Genomic DNA, 16,593 nt, shown 5'->3' with positions numbered 1-16,593 from the left:
GCCGAAGCGGCGTTAAGGGCCGGATTCACAAAGTGCCGCACGCGCTCGTCCAGCTCTGACAGAAGCTGGAGCAGGCGCAATGAAAATCCTCTTTTGATTTTTGCGGAGGCTGTGAAGTTTCCGAAGAGCTAGCGCGTAAGGCCGGATTTCACAAAGTGCCGCACGCGCTCGTCCAGCTCTGACAGAAGCTGGAGCAGGCGCAGTGAAAATCCTCTTTTGATTTTTGCGGAGGCTGTGAAGTTTCCGAAGAGCTAGCGCGTAAGGCCGGATTTCGAAGACACCCAACCAATAAGCACAGTGAGATTTGCATGCAGATCTCACTGTGCTTATTTTTATATCAAGTCCTCACCATGCCCTGCCGAAATCTAGTTTTTAATCTGTGTCACGTGTTGTTTTGTCGTCATCATACTGCTTCAAATATAGTTGTTTTTTTTAGGAATTGGTGTCAGACGAATTTCAGATTTATTGTTTATCAAGTTTTCTTGATTGAGATATACTATACGCTCCCTTTTTGCTACTTACAAGAATGAGTATAACCGATATTTCATGCGCAAACCTGTCTCAAATCGCCCATCTTTATTTTCTTTTTCAAACACAAAAAAAACAAGAGTCACAGATGGCAGATGCCACTCATAACTCCTGTTTCATTTATTTGATTTACTCTTCGCCCATTAATTTCAAAGCGTGAGCTAATACTTTTTCACCATTCATTGTACCGTAAGCTGTCATGTCGATAACATCCACTGGAACGCCCTTTGGTTCAGCTAATTTATCAACTGTCGATTTTTGGTAACGAACTTGTGGTCCAAGCAATACTACGTCTGCTGTGTCAATTAGTCCGTTAATTTCAGAAATGGAATACGCGTCAATGTTGGCTTCCATTCCTTTTGCTTCTGCTGCTTGACGCATTTTTGTTACTAATAAACTTGTGGACATTCCTGCCGCACATACTAATACGATATTTTTCATCAAAAATCTTTCCTTTCGATTTTAGGGTGGCTTGCTTTTGCTCATAATTGTATTATACTCCATAATGTAGCGTTTACACAAGCCTGAGTCACGAGTGGTTTGATGGCTTGTTTTTGTTTTTATTTAATACATTGTGGCGTACTGATTATAGGATTGTGATTTTGTCGATTGTGATGTCGTGGACGGGCTTATCTTGGGGACCTACGCTTACGTTTGCGATTTCGTCTACTACATCCATACCGTCAATAACTTGGCCAAACACTGTGTGACGACCGTCTAAATGGGGTGTTCCGCCACCTTTGTATGCTTCAATTACTTCGGCTGGGAATCCTGCTGATTCCATTTGGCCTGCCATTTGCGGGTGTAGGTTTTTGTTTTGAACGATGAAGAACTGGCTACCGTTTGTTCCTGGTCCTGCGTTTGCCATAGATAGGGCGCCACGAATGTTGAATGCGTTTGGTGAGAATTCGTCTTCAAATGGTTCGCCCCAGATGCTTTCACCGCCAAATCCTGCGCCTTGTGGATCGCCGCCTTGAATCATGAAATCAGGGATCACACGGTGAAAAATGATGCCGTCATAGTAGCCATTTTCTGCGTGTGTTAGGAAATTTTCTACGGCTTTTGGTGCGATTTCTGGGAATAGTTTGATCTTGATTGTGCCGCGGTTTGTTTCCATTTCGATTAGTTTTTCGTTTTCTGCAACTTCTGTTGATAATTGTGGATAGTAGGTCATATTTTTGAATCTCCTTTTTTAGTTGTGATTGGCTGCTTTTATTTGAACCAGATTATGAGTAAGTTCACAAATACAGCGAGTACATATATACATAATAAACTAGCTGCGCCCCAAATAACAATTTTTTTGACCATGGTGCCTCCTATTCGTAGAGCGTTTATTTTATTTCTTCTCTTCTTTATTCTATAATGGAATTAGCATTTTGGAAACTATTAAGGAATAGAGATGATTTTTTATGTCAACGAAAAAGAGGAATTTGTATATTTTAATGTTGGCGAATTTGCTGGTTTCGGCTAGTACAACGATGATTATGCCGTTCTTATCGTTGTATATTGAAACCTTTGGGGACTACAGTGAGGCTTATGTGCAACGTTGGGCTGGGTATATTTTTGGGGTGACTTTTTTTAGTCGCTTTTATTTTTTCTCCGATTTGGGGACGAATTGGGGATAAGTATGGATTTAAAAAAATCTTGATGTTTACTGCTTTCGGGATGAGTGTGAGTATTTTTCTTATGGGTTATGCTCATTCTGTCACGTATATGTTTGTTTTGCGGATTTTCATGGGCATCGTGACTGGATTTATCGGAATTTCGAATGCGTTTATTGCACGTCAAACGGATAAACATGAGGCTGGAAAAGTGCTTGGGACATTGCAGCTTGGTGGTGTGACGGGGATGTTATTCGGTCCACTACTTGGCGGAGCTTTGGCTGATTTCTTCGGGTTCTCGAGTACGTTTATTATTACAGGGATTGCGATTTTTATTGCGGCTTTGATTGTAACGTTTGGTTTGAAGGAAATTCGGCCGGATGTGGATGATAAGCAAAAAATAGTTTATTCGCGTCGGGAAGTGTTGAAACATATTTTTCAATTGCGGGTTTTGATGATGGTAATGATTATTTCATTGTTGATTCAGGTGGCAAACTTTAGTGTACAGCCGCTTTTGGCGCTTTATGTCGGGGAATTGACGCATACCGATAATGTGGCGCTACTCTCTGGGCTGGCTTTTTCTGCGGCTGGGTTCGGGAACTTAGTCATGACGCGGAAATGGGGCTCGCTTGGGGATAAGTATGGCTATGAGCGCATTTTAAATATTTTGTTGCTTTTGGCTGCTTTGTTTGTTTTGCCACAGGCGTTTGTGCCGAATTTGTGGCTGTTTATTATTTGCCGGTTCTTGTTTGGAATTGCAATTGGCGGGATGGTGCCTTGTACGACGGCGTATATACGGCTGGCTGCTCCTGGGCAAATGCAAGGTGAGATGCTCGGTTATAATCAGAGCGCGCGCTTTCTTGGTAACGTAATTGGGCCAATACTAGGTGGAACAATGGCTGGCTTTGTTGGCATGAGTAATGTGTTTGTATTTACGAGTTTCATGTTTGTTGTCGCTTTTGTTTTGCTTTGGTTGAGTTTGAAATCGGATCGGAAGCGACATGTGAATGTGGATTGAGTTGGACATTTGTATCGAGCTGGGGCTATGTTTTGTCTTGTAAAATTGGTAAAGCATAGATCCAGCTTTATTTTTTTCTTTACTTTCTTTTTTTTATTTTTCTTGTTTCTACATATTTATAGAATTTGAAAAACGATGACTTTTTTACAATGCTGCCAAGATTCTACCCTTTTTTTCGGGTATTTAAGTGTGTTATAATAAAAAATGTGGCAAAACAACGCGTGTTCCATGCCATTTAGGCACTTCCACGGAATACAGAACCATACCCTATTTTTATCTTCGGGTTTTTGTGCTAAGCTTCATCGCTCGTATACATAGTGATGTTTCGTCATATGAACACTATTTTTTTTCATCAAGGAGGGAGAACGTTTGTCATTTCTACACCTCGCCATTTTCTTGCCATTTCTCATGGCTATGTTAATTCCTATTTTTTATCGATGGACTAACCAATTGCATACAGGATGGATAGTACTGCCGATTCCAGTCATTTTATTTATTTTATTTTTTTGACGTTTATTCCGCAGACAATGCAAGGAGTTGTCACGGAGACGATGCCTTGGATTCCATCGCTTGGCATTAATTTCACTGTCGTTGTGGATGGACTTAGCTTGCTTTTTGCTTTGTTGATTACAGGGATTGGATCGCTCGTTACGTTTTATTCTATTTTTTATTTAGGTAAAAAGAAGGAGCGTTTAAACAATTTTTATGCATTTCTATTTGTTTTCATGACAGCGATGCTTGGAGTTGTACTTAGTGATAATTTAGTCGTTCTCTATTTGTTCTGGGAATTGACTTCGATTAGTTCGTTCTTATTGATTGGTTACTGGTATCATCGGGAAAGATCGCGTTATGGCGCGCGGAAGTCTTTATTAATTACGGTATTCGGTGGCTTGATGCTACTCGGAGGGATTTTATTACTTCATGTGATTACAGGATCGTTTTCGTTGCATGAAATTATCGGAGAAGCTACTGTCGTTCAAGCGAGTTCGTTGTTTATTCCGGCGATGATTTTGATTTTGCTTGGGGCGTTTACGAAGTCTGCGCAAGTACCGTTTCATGTTTGGTTGCCAGATGCGATGGAAGCGCCGACGCCAGTTAGTGCGTATTTGCACTCAGCAACGATGGTCAAGGCTGGACTTTATTTGGTTGCTCGGTTTACGCCACTTTTTGCGGTGTCGGGCGTTTGGTTCTGGACGATTTCGCTAGTCGGGATTGTAACGCTATTCTGGGGTTCCATTACGGCGACGAAAAAGCAGGATTTGAAAGCGATTTTGGCTTATTCGACGATTAGTCAACTTGGAATGATCATGACGCTACTCGGTGTTGGGGCGGCTGCGCTTCATTTCGATTCATGGAGTGATGATATTTATATTGGAGCGCTTGTTGCAGCGGTGTTCCATTTGTTTAACCACGCGACGTTTAAAGGAAGTCTGTTTATGATGGTCGGAATTGTCGATCATGAAACGGGTACGCGTGATATTAAGCGGCTTGGTGGTTTGATGCGAATTATGCCTGTTACGGCGACGATTGCTTTTATTGGAACGTTCGCGATGGCTGGGTTACCGCCGTTTAATGGTTTTTTGAGTAAGGAAATGTTTTTCCAAAGCATGGTCGATGTGACGACGCTGAACTTGTTTAACGCGGATACTTGGGGCATTTTGCTTCCGGTTGTCGCATGGGTTGGTAGTATTTTCACATTTGTGTATAGCATGATTATTTTCTTCAAAACATTTGGTGGCAAATTAAAGCCTCATTTATTACCGAAGAAGCCACATGAGGCACCGTTTGGATTGCTATTACCACCTATAATTTTGGCTGTGCTTGTTGTTGTTACTGGGGTTTTCCCAAATTTAATTGCAAAACCGCTTCTGGAGCCTGCTGTAAAATCAATTATGCCTTCGCTTTATGGCACGGATTATCATGTGCATATTAGTTTCTGGCATGGCTTTACAATGGCACTAATGATGACATTTGGTGTTATTATTCTAGGAATTTTGCTTTACAAAACAGCGAACTGGTGGCGACCTTTCATTAAAGAAAAAGTGCCGCGATTCTTCCAATGGGGCAAGGCGTATGATAATAGCATGTATTACATGGAGCAAGGCTCGTATCGTTTTACATTATGGATTATGACGGGATGGCTTCGAACATATTTGAATTATATGCTGATGGCTTTTATCATTTTGATGTTGGGGACGATTTTTGCGACAGATGCGCTTAATTTTGATATGTCGGCGATTTCGCGTGTGACGATGATGGATTATGTGTTATCACTCGTTATTGCAGTAACGCTTGTTGGTGTCGTGTTCTCAAAGTCCAGGATTACTTCCATTATCTTGCTTGGTGCAATGGGTTATACGATTAGTATCTTCTTTATTGTTGCGCGAGCGCCCGATCTTGCGTTAACGCAGCTGGTGATTGAGACTATTTCGGTTGTACTTTATTTACTGGTCTTCTATCACTTGCCACAGTTTAGTAATATCGAGGAAAAACCGAAATGGCTTTCCGTGAAAACCTTGATTAGTTTCGGCGTTGGTCTTGTTGTCTTCTTGATTTCACTATCAGCATATGATACGAATTTTTATGATTCTATTTCGCAATACTATATTGATAATACGTATACGAAAGCGGCTGGGAAAAACATTGTGAACGTTATTCTTGTTGATTTCCGTGGCTTTGATACACTATTTGAAACAGTAGTTTTGGCGATTGCATCGATTGGTATTTTTGGAATGATAAAATTACGATTAGCGAGGAGGGAAAAAAATGAAAACAAATGACGTATTGCTGCGTAATGTCACGAAGGTTGTTGTCTTTATTATTTTCCTGTTTTCGTTGCATTTGTTCTTAGCGGGGCATTATAATCCTGGTGGCGGTTTCGTTGCTGGACTGACTTCTGCTGGGGCGATTACGCTGACGCTGATTGCTTATGATACGCAGACCGTTAAGAGTATGTTGAATATTAATACGATTATGATGACGGGAGTTGGCTTATTATTTGCGCTTGGGACAGGCATGATTGGCATTTTTACTGGTGATCCATTTTTGACGCATAAGTTTGGCCATGTGGATTTGCCGATTATTGGTGATACTGCCCTACACACGGCAACTATTTTTGACTTGGGTGTTTATTTAGTTGTTGTTGGCGTGACGTTAACGATAATTCAGACGATTGGGGAGAGTGACTAGATGGAACTATTGATGTCGATTTTAATTGGGCTCATGTTTATGGCAGCCACCTACCTCATTCTGTCGAAAAGTTTATTGCGGATTATTCTTGGAACGGCGGTTTTAAGCCACGGGGTGAACTTGCTTATCTTAACGATGGGCGGATTGAAAAAAGGAAAGGCTCCCCTGCTTGATACGCCAGGGCTTCCAGCTTATAATGACCCGTTGCCACAAGCACTTATTTTGACGGCGATTGTTATTAGTTTTGGTGTTACAGCCTTCTTCCTTGTACTCGCTTATCGGGCTTATCAGGAGCTTGATAGTGAGAGCGTTTCTAAGACAAGGGGGCATGAATCAGATGATGAGTAACCTTGTTTTAATGCCGATTTTAATTCCTGCTTTTGGTGCTGTGTTCTTGTTATTATTTCCGCGAAAAGTAAGAATTCAGCGAACAATTGCTGTTATTACGAGTATCGTGTTAATTTTGGCGAATATTTATCTTGTTTATTACATCTACCAACATGGGATTTTGGTCGTGACGCTAGGTAACTGGCCAGCGCCGTTCGGGATTTCGATTGTCGGTGATATGTTGGCAGTCTTACTAGTAACGACGACAAGTTTGATTTTGCTTAGTGTGTTGTTGTACTCATTTTATTCGATTGGCAAACCGCGTGAGCGATTTTTGTACTATCCAGCCGTCTTGTTTTTGATTGTTGGGGTGAACGGATCTTTCTTGACGGGTGATATTTTCAATTTGTTTGTATTTTTTGAAGTAATGCTGATGGCGTCTTATGTCTTGCTCGTTCTTGGTGGGACAAAGGTGCAATTGAAAGCCACGGTGAAGTATTTGCTGATTAATGTGGTCGGTTCAGCGTTTCTTGTTATGTCGATTGCCTTATTATATTCGATGATTGGGACGCTTAACATGGCTGATATTTCGCAAAAAATCGCGACGATTGATAGTGGCAATACAGGGATGATTACGGTAGTCGCGGTACTTTTCTTGTTTGTTTTTGGACTAAAGGCTGGGATTTTCCCGCTTTATTTCTGGCTTCCTGGATCGTATTTTGCACCGCCCATTCCGGTTCTGGCTTTGTTCGGTGGTTTACTTACAAAAGTTGGCGTGTACGCGCTAATTCGAGTGTATACATTGTTTTTTTATAACGAAACTGATTTTGCCTTGCCACTCTTGTCCACACTTGCGTTAATTACGATTGTGCTTGGCGTCATTGGCGCGATTAGTTATAACGACATGAAAACAATTATGATTTACAATATTTTGATTGCAGTTGGGGTGATTTTGTTCAGTGTTTCGTTGATGACACGCGAGGCAATGACTGGAGCAATTTTTTACTTAATTCATGATATGCTAATCAAAGGGACGCTTTTCCTAACAATTGGCGTTATCATTGCGATTACCGGTTACTCTAGTATTCAAAAATTCAGCGGACTCATGAGTGTGAAACCATCGCTTGGCTGGACGTTCTTTATTGGAGCGCTTGGTCTTGCCGGAATTCCACCACTCAGTGGCTTTATCGGAAAATTACTTATTATCGAAGGAGCTTTTGGAGCAAAGCATTATGTAGGCGGTATTGTCGTACTTATTTCTAGCCTGTTTGTCCTCCTTTCAATGATTAAGATTTTCTCTAAAGGCTTCTGGGGCGAGAAAAAAGGAACATTTAAACTAGATATTCCGTATCGCAAAATGATGTTTCCTGTCTTGTTTTTACTTGTTATTTCGGTTGGTTATGGAATTTTTTCAGAAGCGATGTATCCACTAATTGATAAAGCAGTCGATCCGTTAGTTGATCCGTCAATCTATATTCAAGCGGTACTGGGGGAGTGATGCAAAAATGGCGTTTCAGTTAATTATTAATATTATTCTTGCCTGCTTGTGGATGTTCCTACAGTCCTCATTTTCGATAGGGACATTCATCCTTGGCTTTATTATTGGGATTTTCTTGTTGTTCTTTATGCGTCGTTTCCTTGGGTCTCGTTTTTATATTTGGCGGATTTTGGCGCTAGTGAAGCTGTTGTTTAATTTCTTTAAGGACTTAATTACTTCCACAGTGATGGTAGCACGAATTGTTTTGAAAAAGGATATGAATATTAGACCAGGTATTTTTCGGTATGAAACAACGCTTGAGACAGATTGGGAAGTAACGATGTTAGCGATTTTAATTACACTGACACCGGGGACCCTTTCGATTGACATATCGGATGATTATAAAGCAATTTATGTACATTCACTTCATGTTCCTAATATTGAAGAAGAAATCGCGACTATTCGGAAATCCTATGAGGGCGCGATTATGGAGGTGTTCCATTGATTATTTTACCTATTGTGCTCTCCATCGGCTTGCTTTTATATTCGATTTCGATATTCTTGTATTTGTACCGGATTTTAAAAGGTCCTACAACTTCGGATAAAGTGGTGGCGCTGGATTCGATTGGGATGAATCTCGTTGCTATCGTTGCCCTACTTTCGATGTTGCTCGATACAAGTGCGTATTTAGATGTTATTTTATTAATTGCGTTGCTTGCTTTTATCGGCACAGTTTCCTTTGCCAAATTCATTGAGAAAGGGAAGGTGATTGAGCGTGAACGTGATAATTGAGATTATTATTTCCGTGATGATTTTACTCGGCGCCTCCCTTAGTATTTTGGCGGCAATTGGCGTTATTCGTTTACCAGATGTCTACACACGAACGCATGCTGCAGGAATTAGTAACACATTTGGTGTCAGCTTATTACTTTTTGCGACTGTTGGGTATTTTTTTCATACTGGCCAGGGCTTTAACGCTCGTGTTTTGCTGGCGATTCTGTTCATTTATTTGACCACACCAATTGCCTCTCACCTCATCAATCGTGCGGCGTACGACACTGGTGTACCGCTTGCCATCCGCATTCGTGACCAGCTCCGCTCCGTGAAAAAAGACGACATTAAAAAGCGTAAAAACTTGATTATCAAACAAGAACAATTGGAGCGCGCGCGTCAAGAACGGGAAGAATTGGAAGACCAATTGGATTGGGAATTACGTGATGAGCGCATCGACGAACGCGAATTCGCCGAAGACGTTGCTCGCGAAAGAGAAGAAGCAATCATCGAACAAGAATCCGACGACTCGGAAAATGAAATTATTGAGTTAGACGAAGAGAATGATGATAAAAAAGAAGACTAACAAAAATGCCATGCCCTTCAAATTTTTAGGGAACATGGCATTTTTTTATCTTCTTTTTTTAACAGCCATTGTACAGCGACTAACACAAATTAGCTTATCGCTCTCTTCACTGCGAATCTCTACCTGCCAAACCTGCGTTGACCTTCCGATATGAATCGGCGTAGCCTCTGCACGCACGTAGCCATCCTGTAACGATGAAATATGGTTTGCATTAATCTCAAGTCCAAAAACAATTTCCTCGTCCTCTATGTGCTGTGACGCGCCGATACTAGCTGCTTGTTCCGCAAGCGCCACCGAAGCGCCACCATGCAAAAAGCCGAACGGTTGTCTCGTCTTCTCACCCACTGGCATCCTGACACAAGCCCCCTGCATCCCAACTTCAACCAACTCCATCTCCAAAAAATCCCCCAAACTCATCCCAACACTCCCTCTCAATCTTCTCTCTCTATTATATCCGAAATCCAAATCTATTTCGAACCCTAATAATAATGTTTGTGTTCTATCTTTTATCTTTTCCATGTAAGACGTGCACTCGGCTTCACACAAATCGAGCGAAAGCATATGTATTTCATTAGTTTTGGGAAAGCCGAAAGTTCCCTAAACTAATAAAATGCGAGCGCTTGCCGCCGATTTACCCCCGCATAGGTTTCTATCCTTCTTTATTGTGGTACAATATTAATACCACTGTTTGTTAGAAAGAGGAGATTGCCATGTTTATCAATGTACCGTTAATTGCTTCGCTAATTGCTATTTTTTTCGCGCAATTTGTCAAAGTCCCTATTCATCTACTTATTTACCGGAAAATACAGTGGGGACTGATGTTTTCTACAGGAGGTATGCCTAGTTCGCATTCAGCTGCTGTGACAGCGCTAATGACGACGCTTGCGATTAAGTATGGTATTGATTCTCCTTATTTTGCGATTTCTGTTGTGTTTGGGATTATCGTGATGTTCGATGCGACTGGTGTTAGACGCCAAGCTGGTGAGCAAGCCATTGTTTTGAATCAATTGGCACGCGATTTTCATGAATTCGTAGAACATGCGAAAGGATTAACAGATCCAGAACAATCTGAGAAACAAAAACATTTGAAAGAGATGCTTGGTCATAAACCAATGGAAGTTTTCTTTGGAGCTTTGACTGGTATTGCTATCGGATTTTTAGTAGATTACTTATTTGGATTATTATAAAGACAACGAAGGATGGCTTATTCATACACTACGGTGAAGCCATCTTTTTTGTTTTTTTAGAAAAAGGGGGAACACACATGAAGCAACGCTGGATAATAGGTTTATTTTTCCTATTCCTCATTATGTTAGCAGGTGGGTTGAAGGCTGAAGCTACGGAAAACTGGGAATTTTCTTGGATGATTAAAAATGCCGATTTTGAAAATATAAATATTGCAGACTACGGGAGAAATGCTGGACAACCGAATGTTTGGTATGTCAATCAAGATGGTGTAGAGGCTTGGGCAACGTCGAATCCTTCTGGAAATATTGAAGTATGGCAAAACGGCAACGGAGAAAATGTTCCTGCTTTTTCTGGCACTAATTTTATTGAATTAAATTCGGATGGACCTGGGCCAGTATATCAAGATATAAAAACGGTTCCTGGTTCAACTCTTAAATGGAGTTTTGCCCATCGGGGGCGCAGTGGTACAGATATTGCTGAACTTTTAATTGGAGCGCCAGATAATCCGCTACCTATTATGGAGGCGGAAGATGGGATGACTTGGAATACGTATTCTGGTACCTATGTTGTGCCAGCTGGACAAACTATAACACGGTTAACCTTTAATCCTGTGGCAACATCTCACGGAAATTTGACGATTGGTAATTTTTTAGATGATATCAATTTATATATTGATGTTACTGGTGCGCAATTAGGTGACTATGTCTGGTACGATACGAACGGTGATGGAGTTCAAAATAATGGTGAACCTCCTGCACCCAATGTTCAAGTGGAGCTATATACAAAAAATAATGTTTTAGTTAAAACAGCGACCACAAATGATATCGGTTCCTACTTGTTTACTGGGCTTTTGGCTGGAGAGTACCACGTGAAGTTCATCAATCCAGATCCCAGCCGCTATACTTTTACAAAACAAAAAATTGGCGATGAAAAAACGGATTCTGACCCTGATAAAAACGGCGATGCAACAGCTAACTTAACATCCATTCGTGATTCTAATACTACGATTGATGCTGGTCTCACAACAACAGGATCCATCATCATTCATAAAGTTGACCAAAATAAAAAGTTAGCAAATGCCAAGTTCACCGTACAAGATAGCAACGGCACAACCATCGCATCTGGCACAACAAATGAAGATGGCTCCGTCCAGATTGACGGACTTACTCCTGGCAACTATTTCATCCAAGAAACTGCAGCGCCAACAGGCTATGAACTGGAACAAACCCGTACGCCATTCACCATCACCTACGGCCAAACCGCGCCTGTAGAGCTCACTGTCACGAATCAATTAAAAACAGGCACGCTAATTATTCATAAAATAAACACGAAAAATCAAGACCTAGGAAACGCCATATTCGATGTTTTTGATAAAAGTAATCAAGCTATCGCAAAAATAGTAACAAATACAAGCGGAATTGCTACTTTAAACGACTTGCTCCCTGGTTCTTACTATGTAAAAGAACGAGAAGCTCCTGATGGCTATCAACTAAAATCAGACAACATCCCGTTCACCATTCCGTTTAATCCAATAACACCTGTGACTTTAACAATTCAAAACACCGCGATACCAGCAAATAATCCAGCCACGCCTGCTGAACAACCTAAACACCAGTCAGAAACACCCGTCGTCACACCGACGATAACACCAGTAACAGCAGTGCAAAATGCAACAGCAGCCGAAAAGCTTCCAGAAACCGGAGACCGTGAAGCAGATTTAGCACAGCTGATAGGCCTAGTATTACTAGCAACCGGTATCCTACTACGCCGAACATAAAAAAAAGCCTAGAGCGCAATGTTTTAAAAACACTGTCCTCTAGGCTTTTCTAATGCTTATTTATAAAATTTAAATTTGCCTTTATTAACCATAACCCCAGTTCCACCAATTTGGAATAACGCGCGGTCATCGATTACTTTTTTCATAACAGATGCTGGATAGCCTTTTAAGCTACGACCCATAACAACACCAATGGCATCATTATCACCAATCGAGCACACTGTTCCTTTTTCGTGGTATACGAATGGTGCTAATTCGCCTGTAATACCTTTAGCCAATTTCGCTAAGTTCGCTGCTGCAATATCTGCTTGTTGCATCGCGATTTGTGCAGTTGGTGGGTACGGACGATCGTTCTCAGGGTTAATCATTAATGAACAATCCCCGATAATCAAAATTTCTTCATTGCCAGGAACCGTCAAGTCATCGTTTACTTTCACGCGACCACGGCCAGCTTCGAATCCAGATGCTTCAATAACGCTATTTCCGCGTACACCAGCAGCCCAAATAACTGTCGCTGCTTTGATTTCCACATCTTCTGTTTCACTTTTCGCATATTTAATACCTACGGCTGTAGCTTCCTTCACTGGCGTACCAACATGGAACTCTACACCACGGTCTTCTAAAACGCCTACGCCATAGTCAACAAGTTTTGCATCGAATTGTGGCAACACTTTTGGTGAAGCCTCCATACATACTATGCGGACTTTTTCACGAGGTACGTCGTATTTCTTCACAAGTTCTGGAATACGGTTCGTCAGTTCCCCTAAAAACTCAATACCAGTAAATCCGGCACCACCAACAACGATTGTTAATAACTCATCGCGTTGCTCCGTTTTCCATTTCGCAAAACTACCTTCAATCTGAGCACGAATTCGTTTAACAGAATCAATGCTTGTAATCGTATACGCGTATTCTTTCAAACCGCTAATACCGAATGTTTCTGCTTCTGATCCAAGTGCTATCAGTAAGAAGTCGTATGAAATATCCCCTTTGCCAGTAAGTGTTACTGTCTTGTTATCTTTATTGATTTTCTCGACAGTATCTTGGATGAAAGTTGTTTTCGTTGGGTTAACTACTTTTGCGATAGGATACATTAGTTTATCTGCTTCCAATGTTCCTGCTGCAGCTTCATGTAACCACGTTGTTTCATGATGATAATCATTTTTGTTCACCAATACTAAATCTGCTTCTACATTTAGTTGTTGCAATTTGCGCAACGTCTTCAAGCCACCATATCCAGCTCCTAGAATGACGATCTTTGGCTTACTCATCTTGTATCACATCCACTTTCCCATTGTATTTTTCTCACAAGAAACCGCACTAGGAATCTTCCTAATGACAATTATGTAGATTGCGCTTAACATCTACGTCCATTTGAGAGACAAAAAGTCCTCACATTATATCATAGCCGTTTCACCCCATTTTTTCAAGAGAAGAAGCTCACAATAAACAGAAAGCCGTTGCCATATTGTTTTTAAGTGATTTATGGTAGAATAGTTTTGTTGTCAACAAACTGAAAGAACAGTATCCAAGGAGGTTTTTTTGTGGACGATCAAACAAAAATTTATGATATAACGATTATCGGGGGCGGGCCAGCTGGTCTATTCGCCGCTTTTTATGCCGGAATGCGCAAGGCCAATGTCAAGATCATTGAAAGCCTGCCACAACTTGGCGGTCAACTTTCGACACTTTATCCTGAGAAATATATTTACGATATACCAGGATTTCCAAAAGTACGCGCACAAGAACTTGTAAATAACTTAATCGCGCAGATGAAGCCTTTTGGACCAACCGTTTGTCTGGAAGAAGCTGTAGCAAGTGTGGAAAAACAAGCAGATGGCACATTCGAAATTAGCACAAATCAAGATACACATTACAGTAAAGCCATTATCATCACAGCAGGAAATGGCGCTTTCCAACCACGTCGCCTAGAACTTGACGATGCACTACAATACGAAGGAAAAAACTTGCATTACTTCATCAACGACCTAAACCGTTTCTCCGGTCGTCGCGTTGCTGTTTGTGGTGGCGGCGATTCTGCAGTAGATTGGGCATTAATGCTAGAACCAATCGCTAAAGAAGTTACCATCATTCACCGCCGCAACGCCTTCCGCGCCCATGAACATAGCGTAGAGAAGCTAGAGAACTCTTCCATCACTGTCAAAACACCGTTCATTCCTACAGACATCATCGGTGATTCAGAACAAATGACGCAAATTGTTTTAGAAGAAGTAAAAGGCGATCGTAAAGAAGTACTAGAAATTGATGATTTTATCGTTAACTATGGCTTTGTGTCTTCTCTTGGACCAATTAAAGAATGGGGCTTAGATATCGAGCGCAACTCCATTGTCGTCAACTCCAAAATGGAAACAAACATCCCCGGAATCTACTCTGCTGGCGACGTCTGCACCTACGACGGCAAAGTAAAACTAATCGCAACTGGTTTTGGCGAAGCTCCAACCGCAGTGAACAACGCGATGAACTATATCGATCCAAAATCCAGAGTACAACCGATGCATTCGAGTTCAATGTTTGACTAAACATAAGAAAAGGCTGGAACATTTGAGAATTTTAAGATTCCCTTATGTTCTAGCCTTTCTTCCATTTAAAACTCGATAGTTGATTCTATACTCAAAAACAAGGTTGGCGTTCTTATTTTTCTTTAAAATTTGTGGCGCTACTATACTCTTTCTAACGGTTTATTTTGTAATACGTAATCTATTACATTCGCTCATCAAATAAAGTTTTATGAAGTAATATCAATCATAATTTTTCGTGTCCAACTCACTCACAGCCATTTCAAATTGTAATTGGCTTTCTTGCACTCGCTTTTCTTTATCAGGAAATGCTTTGTCGAATTCATCTAGTTGCGTTTCATCAGGTTCCATTGCGTCACTAAAGTAAACACTGCCGCTTATGCTATCAAGGGCGCCCTTTTCAAGAGGTAATGCCATTATTCCAGTATAGAAATTTCCATCTGGCAAAGATAAACCATATTTTTTAGCCCCCACAAAACCATATGTTTCATAGTGATATGGGTATCCTCCAATAATAATCGCTTTATATCCTAAATTTCTTGCTGCTTGTATCGAATGTTCAATTAATGCTCGACCAAATCCTTGTCTATGGAAATTTGGTAAAATACTTACCGGGCCAAAAGTTATCGTTTCATATTCCTTACCATCTTTAGCTATTATTTTAGATTTAGAATAATGTATGCTACCAATTATTTCATCATCAACTTCTACAACAAATGATAATGCTTCAATAAAATCTTCATGATTTCTAAGATTATGCACGATGAAATGCTCATTGCAACCAGGACAATATAAATTCCAAAAAGCCTCTCTTGTTATCTCTTCAACCTTCCTATAATCACTAGGTAGCTCCTGCCTTATTTTTATATTCATTTATTTTTTCCTTCCCCTCAAGTTATCTCAATGCTCCATCAACTTTCACACAGTATCATTCTTTCAATCGCACATTGATTCCCAGATAGTGTATGTCCGCCTTTTTATAAAAACAGGTACGCAAAAATGGCACACTTTGTCAAAAATCGAAGTACTTCCAATGCCCGACAAAAGAGTGCTATTCAGGTCTATCAATCATAGCATAGACCTATTAATTCATCCAATGGATTCTTAGATGGGCTCCACTCTGCTTTGTTTCAGTGCATATTGAGGCTCTGAAATAACCTGTTCTCACTTACAAATCAAAACGGATTCTCCTCCAAAAACCGATAAACATTCTCCACCAATTCATCCACCGTTGCCCCACGCACGACTTCACCATCCACTAACGCAAACATCGACGTCGCGCACAAATCACAATACGTTAGACAATCATATTCAATCACGTCTAGTTTCGGATCCGCATTTAAACGATTAAAAGCTTCCTCAGAACCAGACGCAATATTATTCACACAAAATTCCACAATAGGATTCATTTTTTCCTCCTACTCCCATTACACAGCCTGATAACCGCGATCTGTCATCATCGCATAAATATCTTTCAAGCGTGGATTTCCTTCCGCAATGACTTCACCATCAATAACGATAACCGGATACATATAATCCTCATCCACAATCATATCCGCAATTTTTTTCAACTCCGCTTCTTCTTGTGGCGCAA

General features: G+C 40.8%; 16 protein-coding genes and 2 pseudogenes. 11 read left to right on the top strand and 7 right to left on the bottom strand.

Translation table 11 applies throughout. The features are described 5' to 3' along the window. Positions 1 to 657: 657 nt before the first annotated feature. Positions 658 to 969 carry a PTS sugar transporter subunit IIB gene (locus PRIP_RS10750; protein ID WP_036087109.1) on the bottom strand — a complete coding sequence of 104 codons (312 nt, stop codon included), beginning with the start codon at positions 967 to 969 and terminating at the stop codon, positions 658 to 660. A 145-nt stretch (positions 970 to 1,114) separates the two neighbouring features. Next, positions 1,115 to 1,702: a peptidylprolyl isomerase gene (locus tag PRIP_RS10745; RefSeq protein ID WP_036101175.1), complete on the bottom strand. Its 588-nt coding sequence runs from the start codon at positions 1,700 to 1,702 to the stop codon at positions 1,115 to 1,117. 235 nt (positions 1,703 to 1,937) lie between these two features. Between PRIP_RS10745 and PRIP_RS10740 the strand changes: the two are divergent. The 8 genes and pseudogenes from PRIP_RS10740 (at position 1,938) to mnhG (ending at position 9,497) form a co-directional block, all read left to right on the top strand. After that, positions 1,938 to 3,147 (top strand): annotated as a pseudogene (locus tag PRIP_RS10740) (MFS transporter). 369 nt (positions 3,148 to 3,516) lie between these two features. Next, a pseudogene (locus tag PRIP_RS10735) lies at positions 3,517 to 5,927 on the top strand (Na+/H+ antiporter subunit A). Continuing rightward, positions 5,914 to 6,336, top strand: coding sequence for a Na(+)/H(+) antiporter subunit B (locus PRIP_RS10730; RefSeq protein WP_036101174.1), 423 nt, complete (start codon positions 5,914 to 5,916; stop codon positions 6,334 to 6,336). Before PRIP_RS10735 ends, PRIP_RS10730 begins: the two are co-directional and overlap by 14 nt. Next, the gene (locus PRIP_RS10725; RefSeq protein WP_036087121.1) at positions 6,337 to 6,684 is read left to right on the top strand and encodes a Na(+)/H(+) antiporter subunit C; all 348 of its coding nucleotides are present in this window, start codon (positions 6,337 to 6,339) and stop codon (positions 6,682 to 6,684) included. It abuts the gene before it with no gap. Beyond that, the gene (locus PRIP_RS10720; protein ID WP_036101173.1) at positions 6,674 to 8,161 is read left to right on the top strand and encodes a Na+/H+ antiporter subunit D; all 1,488 of its coding nucleotides are present in this window, start codon (positions 6,674 to 6,676) and stop codon (positions 8,159 to 8,161) included. Before PRIP_RS10725 ends, PRIP_RS10720 begins: the two co-directional genes overlap by 11 nt. Positions 8,162 to 8,168: 7 nt before the next feature. After that, positions 8,169 to 8,645: a Na+/H+ antiporter subunit E gene (locus tag PRIP_RS10715; RefSeq protein WP_036101172.1), complete on the top strand. Its 477-nt coding sequence runs from the start codon at positions 8,169 to 8,171 to the stop codon at positions 8,643 to 8,645. Beyond that, complete coding sequence (locus PRIP_RS10710) at positions 8,645 to 8,932, top strand: Na(+)/H(+) antiporter subunit F1 (RefSeq protein ID WP_036087267.1); 288 nt, start codon at positions 8,645 to 8,647, stop codon at positions 8,930 to 8,932. Before PRIP_RS10715 ends, PRIP_RS10710 begins: the two co-directional genes overlap by 1 nt. Then, the gene (gene mnhG / locus PRIP_RS10705; protein WP_036101171.1) at positions 8,916 to 9,497 is read left to right on the top strand and encodes a monovalent cation/H(+) antiporter subunit G; all 582 of its coding nucleotides are present in this window, start codon (positions 8,916 to 8,918) and stop codon (positions 9,495 to 9,497) included. Before PRIP_RS10710 ends, mnhG begins: the two co-directional genes overlap by 17 nt. A 45-nt stretch (positions 9,498 to 9,542) precedes the next feature. Here mnhG and menI read toward each other — a convergent pair whose 3' ends face one another. Continuing rightward, positions 9,543 to 9,914, bottom strand: coding sequence for a 1,4-dihydroxy-2-naphthoyl-CoA hydrolase MenI (gene menI / locus PRIP_RS10700; RefSeq protein ID WP_036101170.1), 372 nt, complete (start codon positions 9,912 to 9,914; stop codon positions 9,543 to 9,545). Between the two features lie 293 nt (positions 9,915 to 10,207). Between menI and PRIP_RS10695 the strand changes: the two genes are divergently transcribed. Both PRIP_RS10695 and PRIP_RS10690 read left to right on the top strand, forming a co-directional pair. Beyond that, positions 10,208 to 10,684 carry a divergent PAP2 family protein gene (locus PRIP_RS10695; RefSeq protein WP_420912120.1) on the top strand — a complete coding sequence of 159 codons (477 nt, stop codon included), beginning with the start codon at positions 10,208 to 10,210 and terminating at the stop codon, positions 10,682 to 10,684. Between the two features lie 77 nt (positions 10,685 to 10,761). Beyond that, a complete protein-coding gene (locus PRIP_RS10690; protein ID WP_036101168.1) occupies positions 10,762 to 12,462 on the top strand; it encodes a SpaA isopeptide-forming pilin-related protein in 1,701 nt (566 codons plus the stop codon). Between the two features lie 56 nt (positions 12,463 to 12,518). Here PRIP_RS10690 and PRIP_RS10685 read toward each other — a convergent pair whose 3' ends face one another. Then, a complete protein-coding gene (locus tag PRIP_RS10685) occupies positions 12,519 to 13,733 on the bottom strand; it encodes an NAD(P)/FAD-dependent oxidoreductase (protein WP_036101167.1) in 1,215 nt (404 codons plus the stop codon). 273 nt (positions 13,734 to 14,006) lie between these two features. Between PRIP_RS10685 and PRIP_RS10680 the strand changes: the two genes are divergently transcribed. Continuing rightward, positions 14,007 to 15,002 carry an NAD(P)/FAD-dependent oxidoreductase gene (locus tag PRIP_RS10680; RefSeq protein WP_036101166.1) on the top strand — a complete coding sequence of 332 codons (996 nt, stop codon included), beginning with the start codon at positions 14,007 to 14,009 and terminating at the stop codon, positions 15,000 to 15,002. Positions 15,003 to 15,221: 219 nt separating this feature from the next. Here PRIP_RS10680 and PRIP_RS10675 read toward each other — a convergent pair whose 3' ends face one another. The 3 genes from PRIP_RS10675 to PRIP_RS10665 form a co-directional block, all read right to left on the bottom strand. After that, positions 15,222 to 15,872: a GNAT family N-acetyltransferase gene (locus tag PRIP_RS10675; RefSeq protein WP_036101165.1), complete on the bottom strand. Its 651-nt coding sequence runs from the start codon at positions 15,870 to 15,872 to the stop codon at positions 15,222 to 15,224. A 302-nt stretch (positions 15,873 to 16,174) separates the two neighbouring features. Continuing rightward, positions 16,175 to 16,408 (bottom strand): YuzB family protein, encoded by a 234-nt coding sequence (locus PRIP_RS10670; protein ID WP_036087137.1) that lies wholly within the window; start codon positions 16,406 to 16,408, stop codon positions 16,175 to 16,177. A gap of 18 nt (positions 16,409 to 16,426) precedes the next feature. After that, on the bottom strand, positions 16,427 to 16,593 hold a 167-nt coding region (locus tag PRIP_RS10665), incomplete at its 5' end, for a DUF1462 family protein (protein WP_036101164.1).

The organism is Paenilisteria riparia FSL S10-1204, from assembly GCF_000525995.1.
GTDB lineage: Bacteria > Bacillota > Bacilli > Lactobacillales > Listeriaceae > Listeria_A > Listeria_A riparia.
Note: the sequence above shows the minus strand (reverse complement) of the source record. Positions and strands in the feature narration are given on the sequence as shown.

Excerpts from the sequence above, each read along its gene's own strand:
- PRIP_RS10685 (WP_036101167.1), bottom strand. The coding sequence starts at position 13,733 with ATGAGTAAGCCAAAGATCGTCATTCTAGGAGCTGGATATGGTGGCTTG.
- PRIP_RS10675 (WP_036101165.1), bottom strand. The coding sequence starts at position 15,872 with ATGAATATAAAAATAAGGCAGGAGCTACCTAGTGATTATAGGAAGGTT.
- PRIP_RS10695 (WP_420912120.1), top strand. The coding sequence starts at position 10,208 with ATGTTTATCAATGTACCGTTAATTGCTTCGCTAATTGCTATTTTTTTC.
- PRIP_RS10690 (WP_036101168.1), top strand. The coding sequence starts at position 10,762 with ATGAAGCAACGCTGGATAATAGGTTTATTTTTCCTATTCCTCATTATG.
- PRIP_RS10720 (WP_036101173.1), top strand. The coding sequence starts at position 6,674 with ATGATGAGTAACCTTGTTTTAATGCCGATTTTAATTCCTGCTTTTGGT.
- PRIP_RS10750 (WP_036087109.1), bottom strand. The coding sequence starts at position 969 with ATGAAAAATATCGTATTAGTATGTGCGGCAGGAATGTCCACAAGTTTA.
- PRIP_RS10730 (WP_036101174.1), top strand. The coding sequence starts at position 5,914 with ATGAAAACAAATGACGTATTGCTGCGTAATGTCACGAAGGTTGTTGTC.
- menI (WP_036101170.1), bottom strand. The coding sequence starts at position 9,914 with ATGAGTTTGGGGGATTTTTTGGAGATGGAGTTGGTTGAAGTTGGGATG.
- PRIP_RS10725 (WP_036087121.1), top strand. The coding sequence starts at position 6,337 with ATGGAACTATTGATGTCGATTTTAATTGGGCTCATGTTTATGGCAGCC.
- PRIP_RS10670 (WP_036087137.1), bottom strand. The coding sequence starts at position 16,408 with ATGAATCCTATTGTGGAATTTTGTGTGAATAATATTGCGTCTGGTTCT.
- PRIP_RS10715 (WP_036101172.1), top strand. The coding sequence starts at position 8,169 with ATGGCGTTTCAGTTAATTATTAATATTATTCTTGCCTGCTTGTGGATG.
- PRIP_RS10745 (WP_036101175.1), bottom strand. The coding sequence starts at position 1,702 with ATGACCTACTATCCACAATTATCAACAGAAGTTGCAGAAAACGAAAAA.